Below are 18,779 nucleotides of genomic sequence, written 5' to 3' on the forward strand. Positions count from 1 at the left end.
TCCGTCCGACCCGGCTGGAACGACGAGAGCCCGACGCGGTTGCGTCGGGCTCTCGGTCGTTGCGGGTGGGCGATACCAGACTCGAACTGATGACCTCTTCGGTGTGAACGAAGCGCGCTACCAACTGCGCCAATCGCCCGCTGCACTTGTCGTGCCAGTCGATAGTAGCGGATGCCGCGGCCCGTGCCGAACACGACGCGTCGCCCGGGTGTGGCGGAGTCGTTGGCAGCCCGTGCATCCGCGTGAACACGGGGGACACGCCCGGTGAACCGGAAGGATTTTGGCGGATGCGGCGCGGTTCGTATAGAGTTTACGACGTCGCCGAGACGGCAGGCCAGCGAGAGCAGCCCGCACGACGGCGGCGATCCGATGTGACTCCGGTCACGTCATGCGGATGTGGCGCAGTGGTAGCGCATCACCTTGCCAAGGTGAGGGTCGCGAGTTCGAATCTCGTCATCCGCTCGAGTGTCAGGACCTCCGGGTCCCGACGACTCACCAGAGGGTATCCCACCGTTCGGGTACTCACGGAGACGAGAATCGCGGCGACGTGAGCCTCGATGGTGGGGTGGCCGAGAGGCTAGGCAGCGGCCTGCAAAGCCGTCCACGCGGGTTCGAATCCCGTCCCCACCTCCAGCTCCACCACTCTGGGCGATTGGCGCAGCGGTAGCGCGCTTCCCTGACACGGAAGAGGTCACTGGTTCGATCCCAGTATCGCCCACCACGAGGAACCCCCGGCCACGGCCGGGGGTTTCGTGTTTCCGGCCGACCGCAGTGCGGCTGCTGCGTCCTGCGTGCGACTCCTGCATCCCGGCGTCCAGCGGCCGACGTCAGTGGTCCGGGCCGGGACCGGGTGAGCGGTCGCGGCTGCGCCCCCCGCCCCGCAGCCGCGACCTGCGTGCACCAGCCTGCCGTGCCCGGGCAGGTGGCACATCCGTCGCGAGGACGAACTCGCGACCAGTCCGTCGGGGTGCGATCAGGGCGCCGCCTGGTCGAAGAGCCGACCGCTGACGGCCGTCGGTTCGACCACGACGACGGTGTGTCCGGGCACCGGGAGCATGGAGCGGAGCCGACGTGCGGTGACGGTGCGCGTGTCCGGCAGGTGTCCCGTGCCGTGCACGACGACGCTCCAGGCCGTCCAGCCGTCGTGTTCGTCCGCCTCGACGACGAGCTCCCGACGATCGTGGACCGCGTCGAGGACGGCCGGGCTCGACGTCGCGAACACGATCCGGCGGTCCTCCGCGACGATGTTCACCGGGACGATCTCGAGGGACTCCGCGGTCCGGAAGGCCACGCGCGCCACCCGCGCACGGTGCAGGCGCGTCCAGCACTGGTCCGCCTCGAGGACCAGGACGCGTTCGTCGATCGGCGTCGACCCCACGACGTCGTGTGTCTCGTTCACGGGGTGGCCCCCGCTCGGTCCCGCCGGAGCGCGTCGGTGCGGAACGCGAGGCCGGTCACGTCGTCCACCTCGACGAGCCACCACACGGTCGGTCGGCGGTCCGTGCGGCGCCCGGCGGCACCCGCGTGTCCGACGCGGGAACCGAGGGCGGTGGCCCGACCCGCGGCGATGACGCTCCAGCCTCCGATCGGGGACTGGGCACCGGTCTCGAGCAGCACCCGTCCCCCGGGACGACGCAGACCGCGCCCCTCGAGCACGATGCGCCCCTGTGCGGGGTCGAGCGCGACGATCGACGCGGGCGTGACGGCTGCGCCGGCGACCCGCACGCTGCCGGCCGAGCCGAGGAGCGCCCAGCACTCGGCGGCCTCGAGGGACCGGTCGTCCACGACCCACGGTGCGGTCAGGGCGCGCGTCCGGTCCGCCGGGGGAGCGGCGACACCGGTGTCCGTCCGGGTGGCCGTACCCGCACCGCTCACGGTGTCGTCTCCGGGCCGATCGGTCCACCGCCGCGGTGGTGGAGTCGGTCGGCGGCCCGGAGTGTCGCGTCGATCCGCAGGGTGCTCGCCAGGTCGACGGACGGCGGGCGGCACCGTTCGACGCTGATGACGGGTCGGGCGGCTGGCGCCGCGGGCCCGGGTGAACGGTGCCGTGGCGGGGTTCGGAGGGTGTCGGTGCTCATGGCGTCCACGCTCCGCTGTCCGGCGGGGACGGAACAGGGTCGAAGGTCCGTCCGTCCACCACCGAGGCGCGGTCGTCGACGAAGTGCACCCCCGGGCACCGTGCGACCGCGGCGTGCACCCGCCGCCGCTGGTCCTGGCGGTCGAGCACGCCGGTCACCCGGACGACGTGGTCGCGGACCGCCAGCGTCAGCCGTGCACCGGGGACGACGTCGCGCACGACCCGCTCGACGCGGAGCCGGACGACGTCGTCGGACTCCGCGGGGTCGCACCGGAGCGGGCGGACGACGATGCGGTTCTCGAGCGGGACAACCCCGGCGGCACAGCCGGCGGCGACCTCGTGCGCGGTGAGGCGGTCGGTGTACGAACCGACGTCGCCGGCGAGGACGACGCGGTTCCCACCCACGTCGACCGCGACGTCGAGGGTCGAGGCGTCGAGCGACCGCTCGGCACGCCACGCCCGGAGGATCCGGTCGCGGAGGCTGCCCGGCACGGGCGCGCATGCTGCGGTGCTCACCGTGCCAGGGTCGCCTGTGGCGACCGTGGCGACCAGGGCACAACGTCCCGTCGTCGGGGTGCCGGCGGACGGGAGGCGCGGGGCGGGCCCGCACCGCGCCTCCCGTCCGTCACCGCCCGCGTCCGGAGCCCTCGGGTCCGGGCGGTCAGCTCCGGTCTGGCCGACGCATCCCGTGGTCGGCACCGTAGAGCGCGGCCTGCGTGCGGCGCTCGAGTCCGAGCTTGGCGAGGAGTCCGGAGACGTAGTTCTTGACGGTCTTCTCCGCGAGGTCCAGGTGTTCGCCGATCTGCCGGTTCGTCATGCCGGTGGCGATGAGTTCGAGGACCTGGCGTTCCCGGAGGGACAGCTCCGGCAGGTCGTCGGGGCGCCGGGTGATCCGTTCGACCGCGCGGTCGACGGGGACGACGGGCAGCAGGCGCGCACCGGCGGCCACCCGGCGGACGTCCTCGACGAGCGTCTGGCCGCGGATGTCCTTCACGACGTAGCCGGCGGCTCCGGCGAGGAGTGCCGCCTGCATCGCCGACTCGTCGTCGTACGCGGTGAGCATGAGGCAGGCGATGTCGGGGTGCGCGGAGCGGACCGCTCGGCACGCGTCGATGCCGCTGCCGTCGGGGAGGCGGACGTCGAGCACCACGACGTCCGGTCGTGTGGCGGTGACGCGGCCGAGGGTGTCCCGCACGGTCGCCGCCTCTCCGACGACGACGAGGTCGGGCTGGGCGTCGAGGAGGTCCGCGACGCCACGGCGGACGATCTCGTGGTCGTCCACCAGGAACACCCGGATGGTCGTGTCGGTCGCGGTCACCGCGCCGCTCCCGTCGGTTCGTCGGCGATCGCTGCTCCGTCGTCCGGCTCGGCTGCGTCGTTCGGGGCCGTGTCGTCGACGGTCGCTGCGACGCGGTCCGGCGTCGACCCGGCGGGTGCGCTGCCGTCGCCGACCGGGGCCGTCCAGACGACGACGGTGCCGCCGTCCGGGCCATCGCTGAGGGCGTAGTCCCCACCGCGCATCGCCGCCCGGGCCGCGAGGTTCGCGGTGCCGCTCCGACGACCGCCGCCCCCGGGTCCGTGTCCGCCCCCGGGTCCGGGTCCGTCGTCCTCGACGAGGACCCGGACCGTGCCGTCGGCGACCTCGACCGCGACACGGCATGTTGCTCCTGGTGCGTGCCGGGCGACGTTCGCCACCGATTCGCGGACCGCGGCGACGACGTCGAGCGCGAGCGCGCCCGTCACGGCCAGGTCGACCGGCCCGCTGAAGGTGATCCGCGGCGGCCGGGTCAGGGCCGGACGCAGCTCCGCGACGACGTCGAGCAGCCGGTCCCGTGTGCTCCGCGGTGTCTCGTGTCCGTCCGGTCCCAGGGCGTACACGGCGGTGCGCACCTCGGTGATCGCGGCGTCGATCGCGGACACCTGGTCCTCGATGGCGTCCCGGAGGTCCTCGGGCGCGTGGCGGGCGGCCGCCTGCAGGGCCAGTCCGGAGCCGAACAGCCGCTGGATCACGTGGTCGTGGAGGTCCCGTGCGATGCGTGCGCGGTCCTCGTTGCGCTCGAGGCGCCGCCGGTCCCGGCGTCCCTGGGCGACGGCGAGCGCCACGCTCGTCTGCCGACCGAATTCGTCGGCCATGCCCAGCTCGGCCGTCGTGAACACGGCTCCGCCCGGCGACCGTGCCACGACGAGGGCGCCGAGTGCGTCCCCGGCGACGCGGAGCGGGATCGCGATCGTGGGACCGAGCGGTGGTGCCCAGCGGAGGCGCGCGATCTCGGTGCCGGCGGGGTCCGCCACGACGGCGCCGGTGGCGATGGCGCGGCCGGCGAGGGAGCCCTCGGCGGGGTAGCGGCGTCCGCGGACGGGTTCCGCGGCCGATCCGACCGCGATGGCGACCTGGAGGGTGTCGCCCGACCGTTCGGGCAGGACGACGCTCACGAGGTCGGCGCCGACGAACGAGAGGATGCGGTCCGCGATGATGGTGAGGACGTCCTCGAGGGACTCGTCGGCCACGAGTGCTGCGCTGACGTCCGCGGTGGCGGTCGCCCACGCCTCGCGGGCCCGGCTCTCCTCGAAGAGCCGGGCGTTGTCGATCGCCGTGCCCGCGGTGGCTCCGAGTGCCTCGACGAGCTCCTGGTCCTCCGGCGTGAAGTGTCCTCGGCGGGGGTTCGCGAGGTAGAGGTTGCCGTAGACCGTGTCGCGGACCCGGAGCGGGACCCCGAGGAAGGCGTCCATCGGCGGGTGTCCCTCGGGGAAGCCCGCTGCGTGCGGGTCGTCGGCGATGTGGTCGAGCCGGATGGTCCTGGCCTGCTGCACGACCGCGCCGAGGACGCCCCGACCGCGGGGGAGGCCGCCGATCCGGCGCACCTGCTCCTCGTCCATTCCGACGTGCACGAACCGCTCGAGGTCGGCGCCGTCGGGGGCGATCACCCCGATGGCGCCGTACTGTGCGTCGACGAGGTCCACGGCGGCGGACACGACCGCGCGCAGGGTGTCGTCGAGCGCCAGGTGGGAGACGATCCGCCGGTTCGCGGTCAGGAGGTTCCGCAGCCGTCCCTGGGTGCGGAGGACGGCCTGGGCGCGGTCGACCAGCTCGTCGATGGTGCGTTCGAGGGCGGAGCGGGGCGGGTCCGGGAACGCGAGCTGGTCGGTCATCTGCTGCCTCCGGGGGCGGACGCTCAGAGCATAGGACCGTCCGGCGCGGACCGCCACGGTGTCGACCCGCGGCACCGTCTCCTGGTCGTGGTGAGCGGGTGTCTGAACCGCTTCGGGTCCGGTTCAGACACCCGGTGGCAGCACGGTACGGGGTCAGCGTCGGGGGCGTCCGGGACCAAGGTCCCACGGCACGGCGACGTCGGGAGGGTCAGTCGGCACGGACCGTGCCACCAGCGGCGGCGAGGTCGGCCGTCCGGGACGCCGGCTGCGGGACGATGCAGACCGGAGTCGACGAGCGGTGCACGAGGTCCTCGCCGACGGAGCCGGCGAGGAACGCGCCGAGGGCGGTCCGGTGGCGGCGTCCGGTGACCACGAGGGACGCCCCGTCGGCCGCCGCGTCGAGGATGCCGTCGGCTGCGGCCCCGTGGTGCCGCACAGCCCGCACTCGCAGGTCCGGGTGCCGGGCGGCGACGGCCCGGGCGGCGGCCTGCAGCTCGAGCGTGCACTCCTGCTCCCACAGCTCACGGTCCTCGGCGAGGTAGATGTCGGCGAAGGGCGAGATCGACAGCGGTACCTCCCAGGAGCGCACGAGCACGAGGTCACGGCCCCGTTCGTCGGCGGTGTCGGCGGCGAAGGCGAGCGCGGCCGACGCGGTGGCGCCGTCGACGCCGACGACGACCGGTCCGTCGGTCGCCCGCCACCCCTCGGGTACGGCGACGACGGGCACCGTGGTGCGGGCGACCACGCGCTCCGCGATCCGCCCGCCGAGCGTGGCGAGGACGGCGTGGGCACGTCGGGCGCCGAGCACGAGGACGTCGCCGCCCACCGCGTGGAGCAGGATGCGTTCGACGGTCGGCCCCTCGGGCACGGAGCACGCGACGTCCAGGCCGGGGTGTCGGGTCCGGAGCCGTGCCGCGGCCTGCTGCAGTCGCTGCTCGGTCCGGAGCACGCTCTCCGAGTACAGCTCGCTCACGGTGAGCAGTCGGACGCGGTCTCGCGGTCGGACGACCGCGTCCACCCAGTCGACGGTGCGGGAGTCCGCGTCGGTCTCGTCGACGGCGACGGTGTAGCTGGTCATGGTTGCTCCTCGGAGGTCGCAGGTCCTGGGCCGCTGGGACGGCCGGTGCTCGGTCGCTGGGACGGCCGGTGCTCGATCGCGGGCACGGCCGGTGCTCGGTCGCGGGCACGGCCGGTGCCGTGCGGTCGGCAGCACGCTACGGCCGGGGTCCGGAGCTGCGGAGGGTCGAAGGTCCCGCGGGGCGGTCCTCGGTCAGAACGCGGCGAGGGCGTCGCGCAGCATGGACAGGCCCTGTGCCTCGAACGCGTCGTCGCGGACGGCGTGGGCCCAGACGGCCGTGCCGATCGCCTCGCGGAGCTGCTGCCACCGCCAGGCGTCCGGGTCCCGGGGGTCGGTGCCGTAGCCGTCGAGGAAGGCCTCTTCGAGCGCGGGGTCGCCGGCCCAGTACAGGACGGCGAGGCGCGTGCAGTCGGTGGCGGCCGGTCGGAGCGCGAACCGGCCGAAGTCGATCACGTGCAGTCGGCCGTGGTCGACGATCCAGTTCCGCGGGTGCCAGTCCCCGTGCGTCGGCACGACGGTCACCGTGTCGGGGATGAAGTCGCGCAGCACCCGCCGGGTGCGGGCGAGCAGGTCCGGGTCGATCCGGTGGTCGGCGTCGAGCGCGGCGAGGGCCTTGGCGTGTTCGGCGATGAGCAGGTCGGGGTCGGGACGGGCGCACTGGTCGTGGAACCGCCGGAGCACCCTGCCGGCCTGGTGGTGCAGGTCGGGGGAGGACTCGTCCTCGGACCCGAGCGCGAGGTGCCCGGGGATGCGGTCCAGCACGAGGACGCGCGTGTCCGGGTCGGCAGCGACGAGCGCCGAGGTCGTGCCGTCGCGGACGAGTACGTCGGTCCAGCCTCGGTGTGCCCGGAGTTCCCGGGCGAAGTGGCTGTTCGTCGGACCGCTCGTCTTGACGGTGTACTCCCGGCCCCCGGCGCGGACGTGGAACACCCGGGTGTCCAGGAGCCCCCAGGACTCGTCGGCGAGGACCCGGCTGCCGGGCAGGGCGTGCTCGAGGAACCGGACCTGCGCGTCCTCGATCCCCACTGCTCCCCACCCCACGGAGCGAACCTACCGGGTGTGCCGGAGGTGACCGAGGACCTCGGCCTCCTCGTCGGGGGTGAGTCCGGCGCGGCGCGGACGCAGGAGGCCGCGTCGCCGCTCGTCGTCGAGCACGTCCGCCAGCGTCTCCTCGATCGGGCGGGTCCGGCCGCCGAGGTCGCGGAAACGTCGACCGGACCGGGCGGCGAGACCGGCGTGGTCCCGGGGCAACCAGAGGGGGAGCGAGCGCGGTCCGGCCCAGTGCGCGACACCGAGCTCGTGGAGGATCGTGTCCGGTGCCGTCGTCGTGCCGTCCCGGTGGCCGGCGACGCGGGCAGCGGCGGCGGTGACGGCAGGCATCGGCAGGACCTGACCGACCGCGTCGACGACGCCGGTACGGCCCGTGGGGGCGGCGTCGGCCAGCCACGCGGCCAGGTCCGCCACGTCGAGGACCTGCACGGTGCGGTCCACCGGATCGGGCAGGAGCACCGTCCCGGGACGGGCGAACCGTGCCGGCCAGTAGCCGAACCGGTCGGTCGGGTCGCCTCGGCCGACCAGCAGTCCGGCGCGGGCGATCAGCAGCCGGTCACCGAGCCGTTCGGCGCAGGCACGCTCGGCGAGGACTTTCGCGTCGGCGTACCCGTCCGGGTCGCGCGGTTCGACGAGCGCGGCCGTCTCGTCCGCTCCCGGGCGGCCGTGGTCGGCGTACACCGAGACGGTGGAGACGAACGTCCAGTGCGCGGCGCGGTCCGCCAGAGCGGTGGTCGCCGACCGGACCTGCTCGGCGGAGGACGCGAGGTCGACGACCTCGTCCCAGTCGCCGTGGACGCCGCGGTACGCGTCCGGGGTGTCTCGGTCGGCGACGACGAGGCGTGCCCCGGTCGGGACGGTGCCCGACGTCCCCCGGGCGAGACACGTGACGTCGTCGCCGCGGTCGACGAGTCGCTCCGCGACGACGTGTCCGAGCCAGCCCGTCCCGCCCAGCACCAGTGTCCGCATGCGGCCAGCCAACCAGGCGTCCGGTCAGCCGGTGTAGCGGTAGGTGGTGACCCAGTCGATCTCGAGGTGGCCCGCCTTGCCCCAGTTGCCGACCTGGAACATGTAGCGGTGCGAGGTCTTGGGGACGTCCCAGCGCACGGTGCTGATGACGCGGTTGTCGAACAGGTAGCGGACGTACTTGCCCGGGATCCACTCGATCGAGTAGACGTGCCACGACCGCCAGGACCCGTTGGTCGACGCGCTCGTCGCCGTGACCTCCTTGCCCTTCTTCATCGAGTGCTGGTGCGACATCGGGGCGTCCTCGAAGTTCGCCTCGGGGTAGTCGATCTCACCCTCGGTCCAGACGTTCGACGTCGGCCAGAGCATGAACGCGGCCCCGTTGCCGTCCCCGCCGAGCGCACGGGCACGGATGCTGAACTTCCCGCCGCGGCGGTCCCAGGCGCCCGTCGGCGTGCCGAACGTGCCGGCTGCGCCGTGCTTGCCGTCGAGCACGACGTCCATGAACCCCGCGTGTGCGCTGATCTGCCGTCCGGAGTAGTACATGCCGCTCATACCGTCCGGGTACGGCTGCCAGCTGTTGGCGTACGTCTTCGCGAACTGTCCGCCGGCCGTGGCGTTGGTGCGGAAGTCCTGGACGAAGTCCTGCTTGAAGGCGCCGATGTTGCCCCGGGGAGCGGACGTGTCCGCCAAGGCGGGGGTGGTCGTCCCGAACGGCACGACGGAGAGGCCGGCGACGAGGACGAGCGCCGTGAGCGCGGCGCGGACGGAGCGGTGCTGGGGCATGTGTGATCCTTCCGTGGGTCGACAGATGCGGCGCCGGTCCCACGGCGCCTCCAGCACACGGTCGCCGACCTCCCCAGGGCGGTCCCCGTGCGTGTGCCCACGAGCCTACGAACGGCGTGTCGCCGGGGGTACGGGTCGGGCGTCCCCAGAAGGCGGGCCGAGCGCACCCCACTTGGAGGGACGCGACGCGCCCGGCGACCGACGGTGGGGTGCTCTCCGCCTGAGCACGCGCTAGGCTGTGCGGGTACGCGGATGTGGCGCAGTGGTAGCGCATCACCTTGCCAAGGTGAGGGTCGCGAGTTCGAATCTCGTCATCCGCTCCAGCACGACCCCGGTCCGGGCGACCGGGGTCGTCGTCGTTGCGGGCCGTCGTCATGCACGGCCGGGACCGCCCGGTCGCCGCAGGCTTCGGGTGACCGCGGCGGCCGGACGACGGGGCCGCGTTGCCCCGGCCGTCGGGTGGGTGGTCCGGCGGCCGAGTGGTCATCCGGAGCGGTCGGCCGAGCGGATCGGTCGGTCGGTGGCTGTTGCGGTTTCCCGCATCTATCCCGCAACGCTGCGGAGGACCCTTGCTCCAGACGCGCGGAGTGCCGACGGTTCAGGCGCCCGGTGTGCCGACGGTCCGTGCTCCGGGCAGCCCGACGAGGCGACCGTGCGGGGTCTCCACGACGGTGACGAGCACGGTGTCGCAGTCGCGGCAGCGGCCGACCCACCCCATCGCGCTCCGGAGGACGCTCGTGCGACCGACTACGCCGGCGCTCCCGCATCCCCGGCACCGCAGTCGGGTCACCGTCGCGTCCGGTCCGAGCACGTCGGCGAGCACCCCCGCGAGGGCATTGCCGTCGATGACCGCCATCACGAACCCCCGAACCGCTCGGCACGGACGTCACGGGTGTCGTGGCCGAGCTCGGCGAGCCAGCGGAGCACCTGCTCCACGAACGGCGTCGACCCACAGACGTACACGAGGGCGCCGGCCTCGGGAGGGAACACGGCGGCCGCGAGGCGCTCCCGGGTGAGCCGGCCGACCGGCTGCCCCTCGGGAGCACGCCGGCTGTGCACCACCGTGAGGGCCACCCCGTGCGCCGCGGCGCGGTCGAGCTCCTCGCGGAAGAAGAGGTCCTCGGGCGTGCGGACGGCGGCCAGGAGCCGGAACGGTGCCGGGTCGCCGGCATCGACGTGGGCGCCTGCGATCGCGGCGAGTGGGACGATCCCGGAGCCGCCGGCGACGAGCTGGACGGGACGGTCGGACGCGCCGGGCCGCCAGACGAACCAGCCGCCGAGCGGGCCGTGCACCTCGAGTTCGTCGCCGACCTCGAGCGCGTCCACCAGGAACGGCGAGACCTCGCCGCCGTCGACCCGGTCGACCGCCAACACGATCGTCGTCGCGTCGCCGGAGGACGCGATCGAGTACGACCGCGTGGCCTGGTAGCCGTCCTCCGCGGTCAGGCGGAGGTCGCAGTGCTGGCCGGGGTCGTTGCCCGGCCACGTCGGGACGTCGAGGACGATGCGCCGGGCCGACGGCGTCTCCTGCCGGGCCGCGGCGACGGTCGCGGCGTGCCAGGCCGGCCGCCTGCGGGCGCGACCCGACCCGCCGGACGCGGGCCGTGCCTCCAGGCCGTCGTCGGCGTCCGTCGCGACCGGTGCGGAACCGCTCACCAGTACCGCTCTTCCTTCCAGGGGTCGCCGTGCATGTGGTAGCCGGCGTCCTCCCAGAAGCCCGGCTCGTCCTGGTCGAGCATGACGATGCCGCGCACCCACTTCGCGCTCTTCCAGAAGTACAGGTGCGGGACGAGCAGTCGTGCGGGGCCGCCGTGCTCCGGGTCGAGCGGAGCGCCGTCCGCCTCGAAGGCGATCCATGCCTGGCCGTCGAGGAGCTCGTCGAGGGGGACGTTCGTGGTGTAGCCGCCGTGGCTGTGGACCATGCAGAAGTCCCGGGACGTCTCGACCTCGGCGAACAGGCGGTCGAGCGGGACGCCGCGCCAGGGCATGTCGAGCTTGGTCCAGTGCGTGACGCAGTGGATGTCGACGGTGACGTCATCGACACCGAGGGCGTGCACCTCGTCCCAGGTCCAGGTGTGCTCCCCGGTCTCCGTGCGGATGGTGAAGGTCCACTCGGCCGGGTCGACGTCGGGGGTCGCACCGGCGGAGAGCACCGGCCAGTCCTGCACGAGGGTCTGGCCCGGGGGCAGGCGGCCGTCGTCGCGTTCGTGCCGTCGTCCGCCGAAGCCGCGCGTGAAGGTCGCCATGGAGTGATCTTGCCGCCTCCCGCCGACGTCGGAGGTAACGGATCGGTGACGTCGGGGTCCGATCGCGTGGGAGAGCACCGGGAGCGCTTGTCGGGACGGCTGTGCACGTCGTACGGTGTTCCGATGACCTCGACCCCGCAGCAGCCCTGCGAGCGCGTCCTCATTGCCGGCGCGGTCGAGGACCTGCCCGAGGTCCACCGCATGCTGACCGAGCTGCCCGAGACCGCCTACGGGCAGGTCTTCCTCGAGGTCGCTGTGGAGGAGCAGGTCCGGATCCTGCCGGCCCCGCCCGGGGTGACCGTGACGTGGCTGGTCCGCAGTGACCGTCCGTCGCTGGTGTCCCCGCTCGTGTTCGCCGACCACGGGGAGCCGCTCGCGCAGGCGCTCGTCGGGTGGATGGGCGAGTGGGGCCTGACCGGTGGCGAGCCGTGCACGTCGGTGTGGATCGGCTGCTCGGACAGCGTCTGGGTCGACCAGGCCCGCGCGGCGCTGCGTGCCGAGTTCGCGCTCGCCGGACACCAGGTCCAGGTCGAGTCCGGCGCCTGAGCGCTGGCGGCGGCCGCGGGTGGCGGGGGACGTTCCGCTCGTGGTTGGCCGATCCGCTCGTGGTTGGCTGATCCGCTCGTAGGAGGTCGTTCCTTCCGGTCACCGACGAGCGATCCGGCTTCCCATTGCGTGCGTGATGGGTCGTTTCGCTCGTGAGCGGCAGTTCCGCTCGCGGTTGGCGGTTTCGCTCGTAGGGGGCCGTTCCGCCCTTGGGTGGTCGTTCCGCTCGTGGGGAACCTCTCCGCTCGTAGGAGGCCGTTCTTTCCGGTCACCGACGAGCGATTCCGCTTTCCATTGCGTGCGTGATGGGTCGGCTCGCTCGTGGGTGGTCGTTCCGCCCTTGGGTGGCCGTTCCGCTCGTGGGGAGCCCCTCCGCTCGTAGGAGGTCGTTTGTTCCGGTCACCGACGAGCGATTCGGCTTTCCATTGCGTGCGCGATGGGTCGGCTCGCTCGTGGGTGGTCGTTCCGCCCTTGGGTGGCCGTTCCGCCCTTGGGTGGCCGTTCCGCTCGTGGGGAACCTCTCCGCTCGTAGGAGGTCGTTCTTTCCGCTCACCGACGAGCGATTCGGCTTTCCATTGCGTGGGCGATGGGCAGGAACGCATCCGCACCGCGTCCACACCTCACCCACATCCGCCACGCATCCGCACCGGGGCACGCGGCCGCCGGGGCGCTCAGCCGAACACGACGTCGGGAGCGTCCACCCGCCGGTCCGTCACGGTCGTCGGCGACTCCAGGTGCACCGCACCCGACGGCACGATGCCCGCTCCGCCGAACTGCTCCATGACCCGCCATTGGGCAACCACGTCCTCGCCGGCGTGCTCGGGCGGCAACGACGGCCAGAACCGGAACGCCCCGACGGACTCCAGGCGGACCCGGTCGTACAGCACGCAGGCGCCGACCCACGCCACACGGTAGGGGACCCAGCCCCCGCGCTCGACCCCGAGGTCCGAGGCGACGTGCGCCAGGTTCGCCGCGTTGTGGAGCGACCACCGGTCGTGCGCCGGGGTGCCTCGCCGCACGACCTCGGGCTCGACGGCGCCCGGCCACGGCTCGAACGCCGCGGTCTCCCCGGGCCTCCGGTCGGACAGGTACGACAGTCCCTGCACCGCGGAGCCCACGAAGCCACAGTCCAGGGTGCGGAGCGCGTCGAGCATCCGTCGGACGGAGCCCGGTTCGAGCCAGACGTCGTCGTCGAGGAACAGCACCGTGGGCGCGGTCGCGTGGTCGAGCAGGAACTGCCGGTGCTCCGCGAGACCCAGCCGCTCCCGGTGCGTGAGCAGCGTGACGGGCCGGCCCTGCGCCTCCAGGACGCGGAGCATCGCCGCGACCGCCGGCCGGGTGGCGGCGTCGCCGTCGACGGACTGGTCGCTGAGCACGAGGCGCAGGTCGACGTCCACCTGCGCCGCGAGCCCCGCGAGCGTCGTCGCGAGCTCTGCCGACCGTCCGACCGTCGGCACCAGGACGTCGACCTCCGGCGCGTCCCCGTCCTCGCGGGGACGCGCCCAGTCGCCCGACCAGCGTGCCGTCACGACGACTCGCGGATCCGGCGGACGACGGCGGTGGTGGAGTGTTCCGGGACGTAGTCGACCATCACGACCTCGCCGCCGTACTCGCGGACGACGGCGGTCTCGGCGAGCATCTCGGGGGAGTAGTCCCCACCCTTGACGTAGACGTCGGGGCGGATGCGGCGCAGCAGCGGGATCGGGGTGTCGGTCGCGAACACCGTGACGAGGTCGACGCACGCGAGCGCGGCCAGCACGCCGGCGCGGTCCTCCGCCGTGTTGATGGGTCGTTCCGGACCCTTCAGACGCCGGACGGAGTCGTCGTCGTTGAGCGCGACCACGAGCAGGTCGCCGAGTTCGCTGGCCTGCCGCAGGTAGCTGGTGTGCCCGCGGTGCACGACGTCGAAGCAGCCGTTGGTGAAGACGATGCGCCGCCCGGTGGCCCGGGCACGGTCGACGGCGTCGGCGAGCTCGTCGTGGTCGACCACCGTCTCCGCCGGTGCCGTGACGGAGCCCACCAGGGCGCGTGCCGAGCACACGGAGGTGCCGGCCTCGCGGACGACGACGTCCGCGGCCGCCTGTGCGAACGCGACCGCCTCGCGGAGGGTCGACCCGACGGCGAGCGCCACGGTCGCTCCGGCGCAGAACGTGTCACCGGCTCCGGACGCCTGCTGCTCCGCCGCCGGGGTGGCGCGAGTGCGGAAGGGCGCCCACACGTCGCCAGCGTCGGCGCCCGCGGACGACCCTGCCGCGGCGACCGCGGACGACCCTGCCGCGGCGCCCGCCGACGACCCTGCCCCGTCGCCCGCCGACGACCCTGCACCTGCGCCCTCGAGCAGCACCGTCCCGTCGCGGTCGAGCGTCACGACGACCGCCCCCGCACCGGTCGCCCGCAGGAGTTCGTCGCGCGACCCGGCAGCGGCGACCGCCCGTGCCGCACCGGTCCCGAGGTCGGCACCGAGGAGCCGGGCCGTCTCGCCCGCGTTCGGCGTGACGAGGTCGGGCCGGAGCGGAGCCCAGCGTCGGAGGTCGTGCGCGTCGACGAGCACGGCGTCCGGGCGGTCGAGGTCGACCACGGGGACGACCGTCTCCGGGTCGACGCCCAGCCCGTAGTCGCACACCACGGCGGCGTCGGCGCACCGGAGCGCGCGGCGGAGCGCCGTCCCGAGCTGCGCGCGCGCGGCGGCGTCCGGCGGATCGGCGATGGCGTCGACCCGGACGACGACGCGGTCGCCGCCGACCACCCGGTCCTTGGTCGTGGTGGTGGCACCGGCGACCTCCACGAGGAACGTCGTGTCGACCCCGGCGGCGGCCAGACGGTCACGCAGGGTCCGCCCGGCCTCGTCGTCGCCGACGTACCCGACCATGCGGACGCGTGCCCCGAGCGCGCGGGCGTTCACCGCGGTGTTCGCCGCACCGCCGGGGACCGCGATGGTCTCGGTGACCCGGACGATGGGCGCCGGGGCCTCCCGCGAGACCCGTTCCGCCTCGCCGACGGTCCAGCGGTCGAGGATGCAGTCGCCGACCACGACGACGAGCGGCTCCTGGTCGTCGAGCCGTCCGACGAGGTCGCGGACGAGCCGCGCGTCGGCGGTCACCGTGCTCCCCCCGCGGCCTCGAGGTGCACGACCGTCGTGGTGGTGAGCTCGTCGAGCAGGTGCGGGCCGTACCCGAACCCAGACCCGGACGCGCCGCGCGGCTCCGCGCTCCCACCAGGGGCACCGCCGAACACGGCGTTGACCTTCACGGTGCCGACGGGCAGTTCCTCGGCGGCGAGCAACGCGTGCCGCGTGTCGTCGGTCAGGACGGTGGCGGCGAGTCCGTAGCGGTCGGCTGCGGCGAGTCGGAGGCCCTCCTCGAACGAGTCGACGACGCGCACGGGGGCGACGGGGCCGAAGGTCTCCTCGGTCATCACGACCATGTCGTCGGTGCACCCGGTGAGTACGGTCGCGGGGTACGCCGAGCCGGGACCGGCGGGCACGACGCCGCCGGTGCGGAGGACGGCTCCGCGCTCGACGGCGTCGCGGACCTGGGCGTGCACGGCCTGGCGCATCCGGTCGTCGACGAGGGGCCCGAACTCCGAGGCAGGGGAGGCGGTGCGGCGGTCGGCCTCGGCGACGAGTGCGTCGACGAACTCGTCGGCGACCGCACGGTGGACGTAGACGCGTTCGACGCTCGTGCAGATCTGTCCGGTGTTGGCGAAGGCGCCCAGGGCGACCTGCGCCGCCGCCCAGACCGGGTCCACGTCGCCGTCCACGACGACGGCGTCGTTGCCGCCGTTCTCGCGGACGACGTGGGCACGGGTCCGCGCGGCGACCTCGCTGAGCCGGTCGCCGGTGGCCGTCGACCCGACGTGCGCGTACACGTCGATGCCGTCCTGTCCGAGCAGCAGCTCGCCGGTCGTCGCGTCGCCGTCGACGCCGAGCAGCACGCCGTCCGGGAGGACCTCGGCGAGCAACGCGTTGAGGCGGGCGATCGTCGCCGGGCACCGTTCGCTGCCCTTGTGCACGACGGTGTTCCCCGTCACGATGGCGGCCCCCAGGATGCCGCACGCCACGGCCACCGGGTCGTTCCACGGGGTCAGGGCGAGCACGACGCCACGGGGGTGCGGTACCGTCCAGTCGCCGGCCCCGTACTGCCCGCGGAGGGCCTCGCCGCGGTGGACGGGGCCGAGCTCGGCGTACTGCAGCAGGGTCCCGATGCCGGCCTCGACGCCGCCGAGCGCGTCGCCGGGCACCTTCCCCGTCTCGCGCGTGTTCAGCGCGGCGAGCTCCTGGGCGTGCTCGCGCAGGTGCTCGGCGGCGGCGCGCAGCAGGGCTCCGCGTTCCGCGGGCGCGGTCCGACGCCAGGACGGCGCGGCGGCCCGGGCGCGGGCGACCGCGTTCCGGACGTCCTCCTCGGTGGCGCGGGCGACGGTGGAGGCGGTCGAACCGTCCACCGGGTCGGTGACGACGAGGTCCGTGGGTTCGGGCGGTGCGATGGTCATGCGGGTCCTTCCGTGCACGGTCGTCTGGCGACCCCGCCGCGTTCGCCGACGGTGGCGCTGCGAGAGCAGTCGCGGACCGTCTCGTGAGCAGTCGCGGACCGTCTCGTGAGCGAGAGCGGACCGTCACCTGAGCGTGAGCCCGAGCGCGACCGAGCGTGAGCACGATCGCGCCTGGACGCGGGGCACCTGGAACGCTGCTCGCACCCGTCTGGACGTCGTCACGGTTCCGCGCTTCTCGTCCATCCCGGTCCGGACGGTCGGGGACGCACCGGTAGGCATGTGGGGTGCGATTGATCGGCAACGGAGGCCCACGGTTCGACGACGTCCACGAGGTGGCGGTGCTGCGGGGTGGGGGACTCGGCGACCTGCTGTTCGCCGTGCCCGCACTCGACGCCCTCGCGGCGGCGTACCCGGAGGCCCGGATCACGCTGCTCGGCACCCCGGTCGCCCGCGCGGTCCTCGGGGGCCGGACGGACGCGGTGCACGCCTTCGAGGAGTTGCCGCTCGTGCCGGGTGTCCGGGACGGGGGCGACGGCGCACCGAGCCGCGACGACTTCAACGAGCGCACCCGCGGTCGGTTCGACCTGGCGGTCCAGCTGCACGGGGGCGGCCGCAACTCGAACCCGTTCCTGCTCGGTCTCGGTGCCCGGCACACGGTGGGGACCGCGACGGAGGACGCCGAGGTCCTCGAACGCTGGGTCCGGTACGTGTACTACCAGCACGAGGTGGTCCGGGCGCTCGAGGTCGTGTCCCTCGCCGGGGCCGAGCCGGTCACCCTCGACCCCCGGGTCCACGTCGGCGACGACGAGCGCGATGCCGTCCGCGCCCGGCTGGGCGTCCGCCCCGGTCCGGACGGCGGTCGGCTGCTCGCGGTGCACCCGGGCGCGACGGACCCCCGGCGCCGCTGGGGTCCGGACCGGTTCGCGGCCGTCGTCCGGGCGCGGCTCGACGCCGGGGACGACGTGGTGCTCGTCGGTGACGACTCCGACCGTCCGGCGGCGGACGCCATCCGCGCGGCCGTGCCAGACGACCGTAGCCTGCACGACCTGGTCGGGTCGCTCCCGCTCCGCGAGCTCCCCGCGGTCCTGGCGGCCGCCGACGTCATGGTGGGCGACGACTCCGGGCCGCGGCACCTGGCCGTCGCCGTCGACACCCCGACCGTCGGGGTGTTCTGGTTCGGCAACGTCGTGAACGCCGGACCCTTCGACCGCGGCCGACACCGCGTGCACCTGTCGTTCGTCACCCGCTGCCCGGTGTGCGGCATCGACGTGACGCAGGTGGGGTGGACGGCCGAGCGCTGCGAGCACGACCCGTCCTTCGTCGACGAGGTGACGCCGGAGGCGGTCCTCGCCGACGTGGCCGACCTGCTCGCCACCGCGGCACCCCGCCCCAGGGCGACGGCCGTCGCGCGGGCCGCGACGCGCGGCTGACGCGCGGCACGCGACCGACGCAGGGGCGACGCGCGGCACGCGACTGGAGCAGGAGCGGCACGCGGTGCGCGACCGGCACGACGACGGACGGGAGGCACGGTGCGGGCTGGCACCGTGCCTCCCGTCCGTCAGGTGGGAGCGACCGCGACAGGCCCTACGGCCAGCTCGGCTCCGTGGCCGGCATGATCGACAGCTCGCGCACCTCGCAGCCCGCGGGCTGCGACAGCGCGAACAGGATCGCGTTCGCGACGTACTCGGGCTCGATGAGCTGCGCGTCCGGACCCGGCTTGTACTGCTCGGTCCGCCCGGCGAAGAAGTTCGTCCGCATGCCGGCCGGGATGACGTTCGTGACCCCGACCCGGCCGCCGGTCTCGGCGGCGAGCGCCTGCGAGAAGCCGCGCACCCCGAACTTCGACGCCGAGTACGCGGTGCCGTCGCCGACGCCACGGAGTGCGAGCGACGACGACACCGTGACGACCCGGCCGTGCGTCGCCTCGAGCGCGGGGAGTGCGGCGCGGACGACCGCGGCCGTGCCTAGGAGGTTGACCGCGACGATGCGCTCCCAGTCGCCCGAGGAGATCCCGCCGATCGGCGCCGGCTTGTCGATCCCCGCGGCCGTCACGACCGCGTCGAGCCCGTCGTGGCGCTCGGCCGCGGCGCGCACGGCGTCCTCGGTGGCGGCCGTGTCCGTGACGTCGACGGCGACCGCGTCGACGCCCTCGGCGACCGCGGAGACGTCGAGGTCGAGGACGATCGGGGTGCCGCCGGCCTCGGTGACGGCGGCGACCACGGCGGCACCGAGCCCGGACGCGCCGCCCGTGACGAGGACGCGGCCGATGGGGGTGGTGGGGACGGGCATGGAGGTCCTTTCGTGGGGATGGAGTGCCGGACGCCGTGGTGACGGCTGGCCCGTGCTGGTGGTGCTGGTGCTGGTGCTGGTGTTGGTTGTGCGCGCGCTCGTG

At 74.1% G+C, this 18,779-nt stretch carries 18 protein-coding genes and 5 tRNA genes; 6 read left to right on the plus strand and 17 right to left on the minus strand.

Features of this window, described 5'->3' with window-relative positions:
* Positions 1 to 66: 66 nt before the first annotated feature.
* Positions 67 to 139 (minus strand) — tRNA-Val (locus Csp2054_RS11140).
* A gap of 251 nt (positions 140 to 390) precedes the next feature.
* Here Csp2054_RS11140 and Csp2054_RS11145 point away from each other — a divergent pair.
* The 3 genes from Csp2054_RS11145 to Csp2054_RS11155 all read left to right on the plus strand — a co-directional run bounded on the left by Csp2054_RS11145 (position 391) and on the right by Csp2054_RS11155 (position 721).
* Positions 391 to 462 (plus strand) — tRNA-Gly (locus Csp2054_RS11145).
* Between the two features lie 97 nt (positions 463 to 559).
* Positions 560 to 633, plus strand: a tRNA-Cys gene (locus Csp2054_RS11150).
* A gap of 13 nt (positions 634 to 646) precedes the next feature.
* Positions 647 to 721: transfer RNA gene (locus Csp2054_RS11155), tRNA-Val, on the plus strand.
* 252 nt (positions 722 to 973) lie between these two features.
* Here the strand turns inward: Csp2054_RS11155 and Csp2054_RS18135 are convergent.
* The 9 genes from Csp2054_RS18135 to Csp2054_RS11200 form a co-directional block, all read right to left on the minus strand.
* Entirely contained in the window at positions 974 to 1,399 is a 426-nt protein-coding gene (locus Csp2054_RS18135) for a pyridoxamine 5'-phosphate oxidase family protein (protein WP_176491667.1), read from the minus strand.
* Positions 1,396 to 1,875, minus strand: coding sequence for a hypothetical protein (locus tag Csp2054_RS18140; protein ID WP_176491668.1), 480 nt, complete (start codon positions 1,873 to 1,875; stop codon positions 1,396 to 1,398). Before Csp2054_RS18140 ends, Csp2054_RS18135 begins: the two co-directional genes overlap by 4 nt.
* 199 nt (positions 1,876 to 2,074) lie before the next feature.
* The gene (locus Csp2054_RS11170) at positions 2,075 to 2,593 is read right to left on the minus strand and encodes a BON domain-containing protein (protein ID WP_176491669.1); all 519 of its coding nucleotides are present in this window, start codon (positions 2,591 to 2,593) and stop codon (positions 2,075 to 2,077) included.
* A 145-nt stretch (positions 2,594 to 2,738) separates the two neighbouring features.
* Complete coding sequence (locus Csp2054_RS11175; RefSeq protein ID WP_176491659.1) at positions 2,739 to 3,395, minus strand: response regulator; 657 nt, start codon at positions 3,393 to 3,395, stop codon at positions 2,739 to 2,741.
* Positions 3,392 to 5,227: a GAF domain-containing protein gene (locus Csp2054_RS11180; protein ID WP_096899390.1), complete on the minus strand. Its 1,836-nt coding sequence runs from the start codon at positions 5,225 to 5,227 to the stop codon at positions 3,392 to 3,394. The genes Csp2054_RS11175 and Csp2054_RS11180 overlap by 4 nt, the downstream gene beginning before the upstream one ends.
* 208 nt (positions 5,228 to 5,435) lie before the next feature.
* The gene (locus tag Csp2054_RS11185; RefSeq protein WP_096899391.1) at positions 5,436 to 6,305 is read right to left on the minus strand and encodes a universal stress protein; all 870 of its coding nucleotides are present in this window, start codon (positions 6,303 to 6,305) and stop codon (positions 5,436 to 5,438) included.
* A gap of 192 nt (positions 6,306 to 6,497) precedes the next feature.
* A complete protein-coding gene (locus tag Csp2054_RS11190) occupies positions 6,498 to 7,346 on the minus strand; it encodes an aminoglycoside phosphotransferase family protein (RefSeq protein WP_217990912.1) in 849 nt (282 codons plus the stop codon).
* A gap of 9 nt (positions 7,347 to 7,355) precedes the next feature.
* The gene (locus tag Csp2054_RS11195) at positions 7,356 to 8,324 is read right to left on the minus strand and encodes an NAD-dependent epimerase/dehydratase family protein (RefSeq protein ID WP_096899392.1); all 969 of its coding nucleotides are present in this window, start codon (positions 8,322 to 8,324) and stop codon (positions 7,356 to 7,358) included.
* 24 nt (positions 8,325 to 8,348) lie between these two features.
* On the minus strand, positions 8,349 to 9,107 hold the full coding sequence (locus Csp2054_RS11200) for a glycoside hydrolase family 16 protein (protein ID WP_096899393.1): 759 nt from the start codon (positions 9,105 to 9,107) through the stop codon (positions 8,349 to 8,351).
* A 248-nt stretch (positions 9,108 to 9,355) separates the two neighbouring features.
* Here Csp2054_RS11200 and Csp2054_RS11205 point away from each other — a divergent pair.
* Positions 9,356 to 9,430, plus strand: a tRNA-Gly gene (locus tag Csp2054_RS11205).
* Positions 9,431 to 9,705: 275 nt separating this feature from the next.
* Here the strand turns inward: Csp2054_RS11205 and Csp2054_RS11210 are convergent.
* Genes Csp2054_RS11210 through Csp2054_RS11220 form a run of 3 tightly spaced genes read right to left on the minus strand, consistent with a single transcriptional unit; the run spans position 9,706 to position 11,353 of the window.
* Positions 9,706 to 9,963, minus strand: a complete 258-nt coding sequence (locus Csp2054_RS11210) for a DUF6510 family protein (protein ID WP_096899394.1) — start codon at positions 9,961 to 9,963, stop codon at positions 9,706 to 9,708.
* Positions 9,963 to 10,763 (minus strand): FAD-binding oxidoreductase, encoded by an 801-nt coding sequence (locus Csp2054_RS11215; protein ID WP_255252708.1) that lies wholly within the window; start codon positions 10,761 to 10,763, stop codon positions 9,963 to 9,965. Before Csp2054_RS11215 ends, Csp2054_RS11210 begins: the two co-directional genes overlap by 1 nt.
* Positions 10,760 to 11,353 carry a molybdopterin-dependent oxidoreductase gene (locus Csp2054_RS11220; RefSeq protein WP_096899395.1) on the minus strand — a complete coding sequence of 198 codons (594 nt, stop codon included), beginning with the start codon at positions 11,351 to 11,353 and terminating at the stop codon, positions 10,760 to 10,762. The genes Csp2054_RS11215 and Csp2054_RS11220 overlap by 4 nt, the downstream gene beginning before the upstream one ends.
* Before the next feature lie 123 nt (positions 11,354 to 11,476).
* Between Csp2054_RS11220 and Csp2054_RS11225 the strand changes: the two genes are divergently transcribed.
* On the plus strand, positions 11,477 to 11,899 hold the full coding sequence (locus Csp2054_RS11225; protein WP_096899396.1) for an SIP domain-containing protein: 423 nt from the start codon (positions 11,477 to 11,479) through the stop codon (positions 11,897 to 11,899).
* Between the two features lie 671 nt (positions 11,900 to 12,570).
* On the opposite strand, the gene Csp2054_RS11230 is transcribed toward Csp2054_RS11225, so the two are convergent.
* From Csp2054_RS11230 to Csp2054_RS11240, 3 genes are read right to left on the minus strand one after another with little or no spacing between them, the layout of a single operon-like run.
* Positions 12,571 to 13,428, minus strand: a complete 858-nt coding sequence (locus Csp2054_RS11230) for a glycosyltransferase family 2 protein (RefSeq protein ID WP_096899397.1) — start codon at positions 13,426 to 13,428, stop codon at positions 12,571 to 12,573.
* Complete coding sequence (gene rfaE2, locus Csp2054_RS11235) at positions 13,425 to 14,999, minus strand: D-glycero-beta-D-manno-heptose 1-phosphate adenylyltransferase (protein WP_096899398.1); 1,575 nt, start codon at positions 14,997 to 14,999, stop codon at positions 13,425 to 13,427. The genes Csp2054_RS11230 and rfaE2 overlap by 4 nt, the downstream gene beginning before the upstream one ends.
* Positions 14,996 to 16,387, minus strand: a complete 1,392-nt coding sequence (locus Csp2054_RS11240; RefSeq protein ID WP_096899399.1) for an aldehyde dehydrogenase family protein — start codon at positions 16,385 to 16,387, stop codon at positions 14,996 to 14,998. The genes rfaE2 and Csp2054_RS11240 overlap by 4 nt, the downstream gene beginning before the upstream one ends.
* 284 nt (positions 16,388 to 16,671) lie before the next feature.
* Between Csp2054_RS11240 and Csp2054_RS11245 the strand changes: the two genes are divergently transcribed.
* Positions 16,672 to 17,817 (plus strand): glycosyltransferase family 9 protein, encoded by a 1,146-nt coding sequence (locus tag Csp2054_RS11245; RefSeq protein WP_096899400.1) that lies wholly within the window; start codon positions 16,672 to 16,674, stop codon positions 17,815 to 17,817.
* A 154-nt stretch (positions 17,818 to 17,971) separates the two neighbouring features.
* Here Csp2054_RS11245 and Csp2054_RS11250 read toward each other — a convergent pair whose 3' ends face one another.
* Positions 17,972 to 18,676, minus strand: a complete 705-nt coding sequence (locus tag Csp2054_RS11250) for an SDR family oxidoreductase (RefSeq protein ID WP_096899401.1) — start codon at positions 18,674 to 18,676, stop codon at positions 17,972 to 17,974.
* Positions 18,677 to 18,779: the final 103 nt, after the last annotated feature.

This window comes from Curtobacterium sp. 'Ferrero' (assembly GCF_002412165.1).
Taxonomy (GTDB): Bacteria; Actinomycetota; Actinomycetes; order Actinomycetales; family Microbacteriaceae; genus Curtobacterium.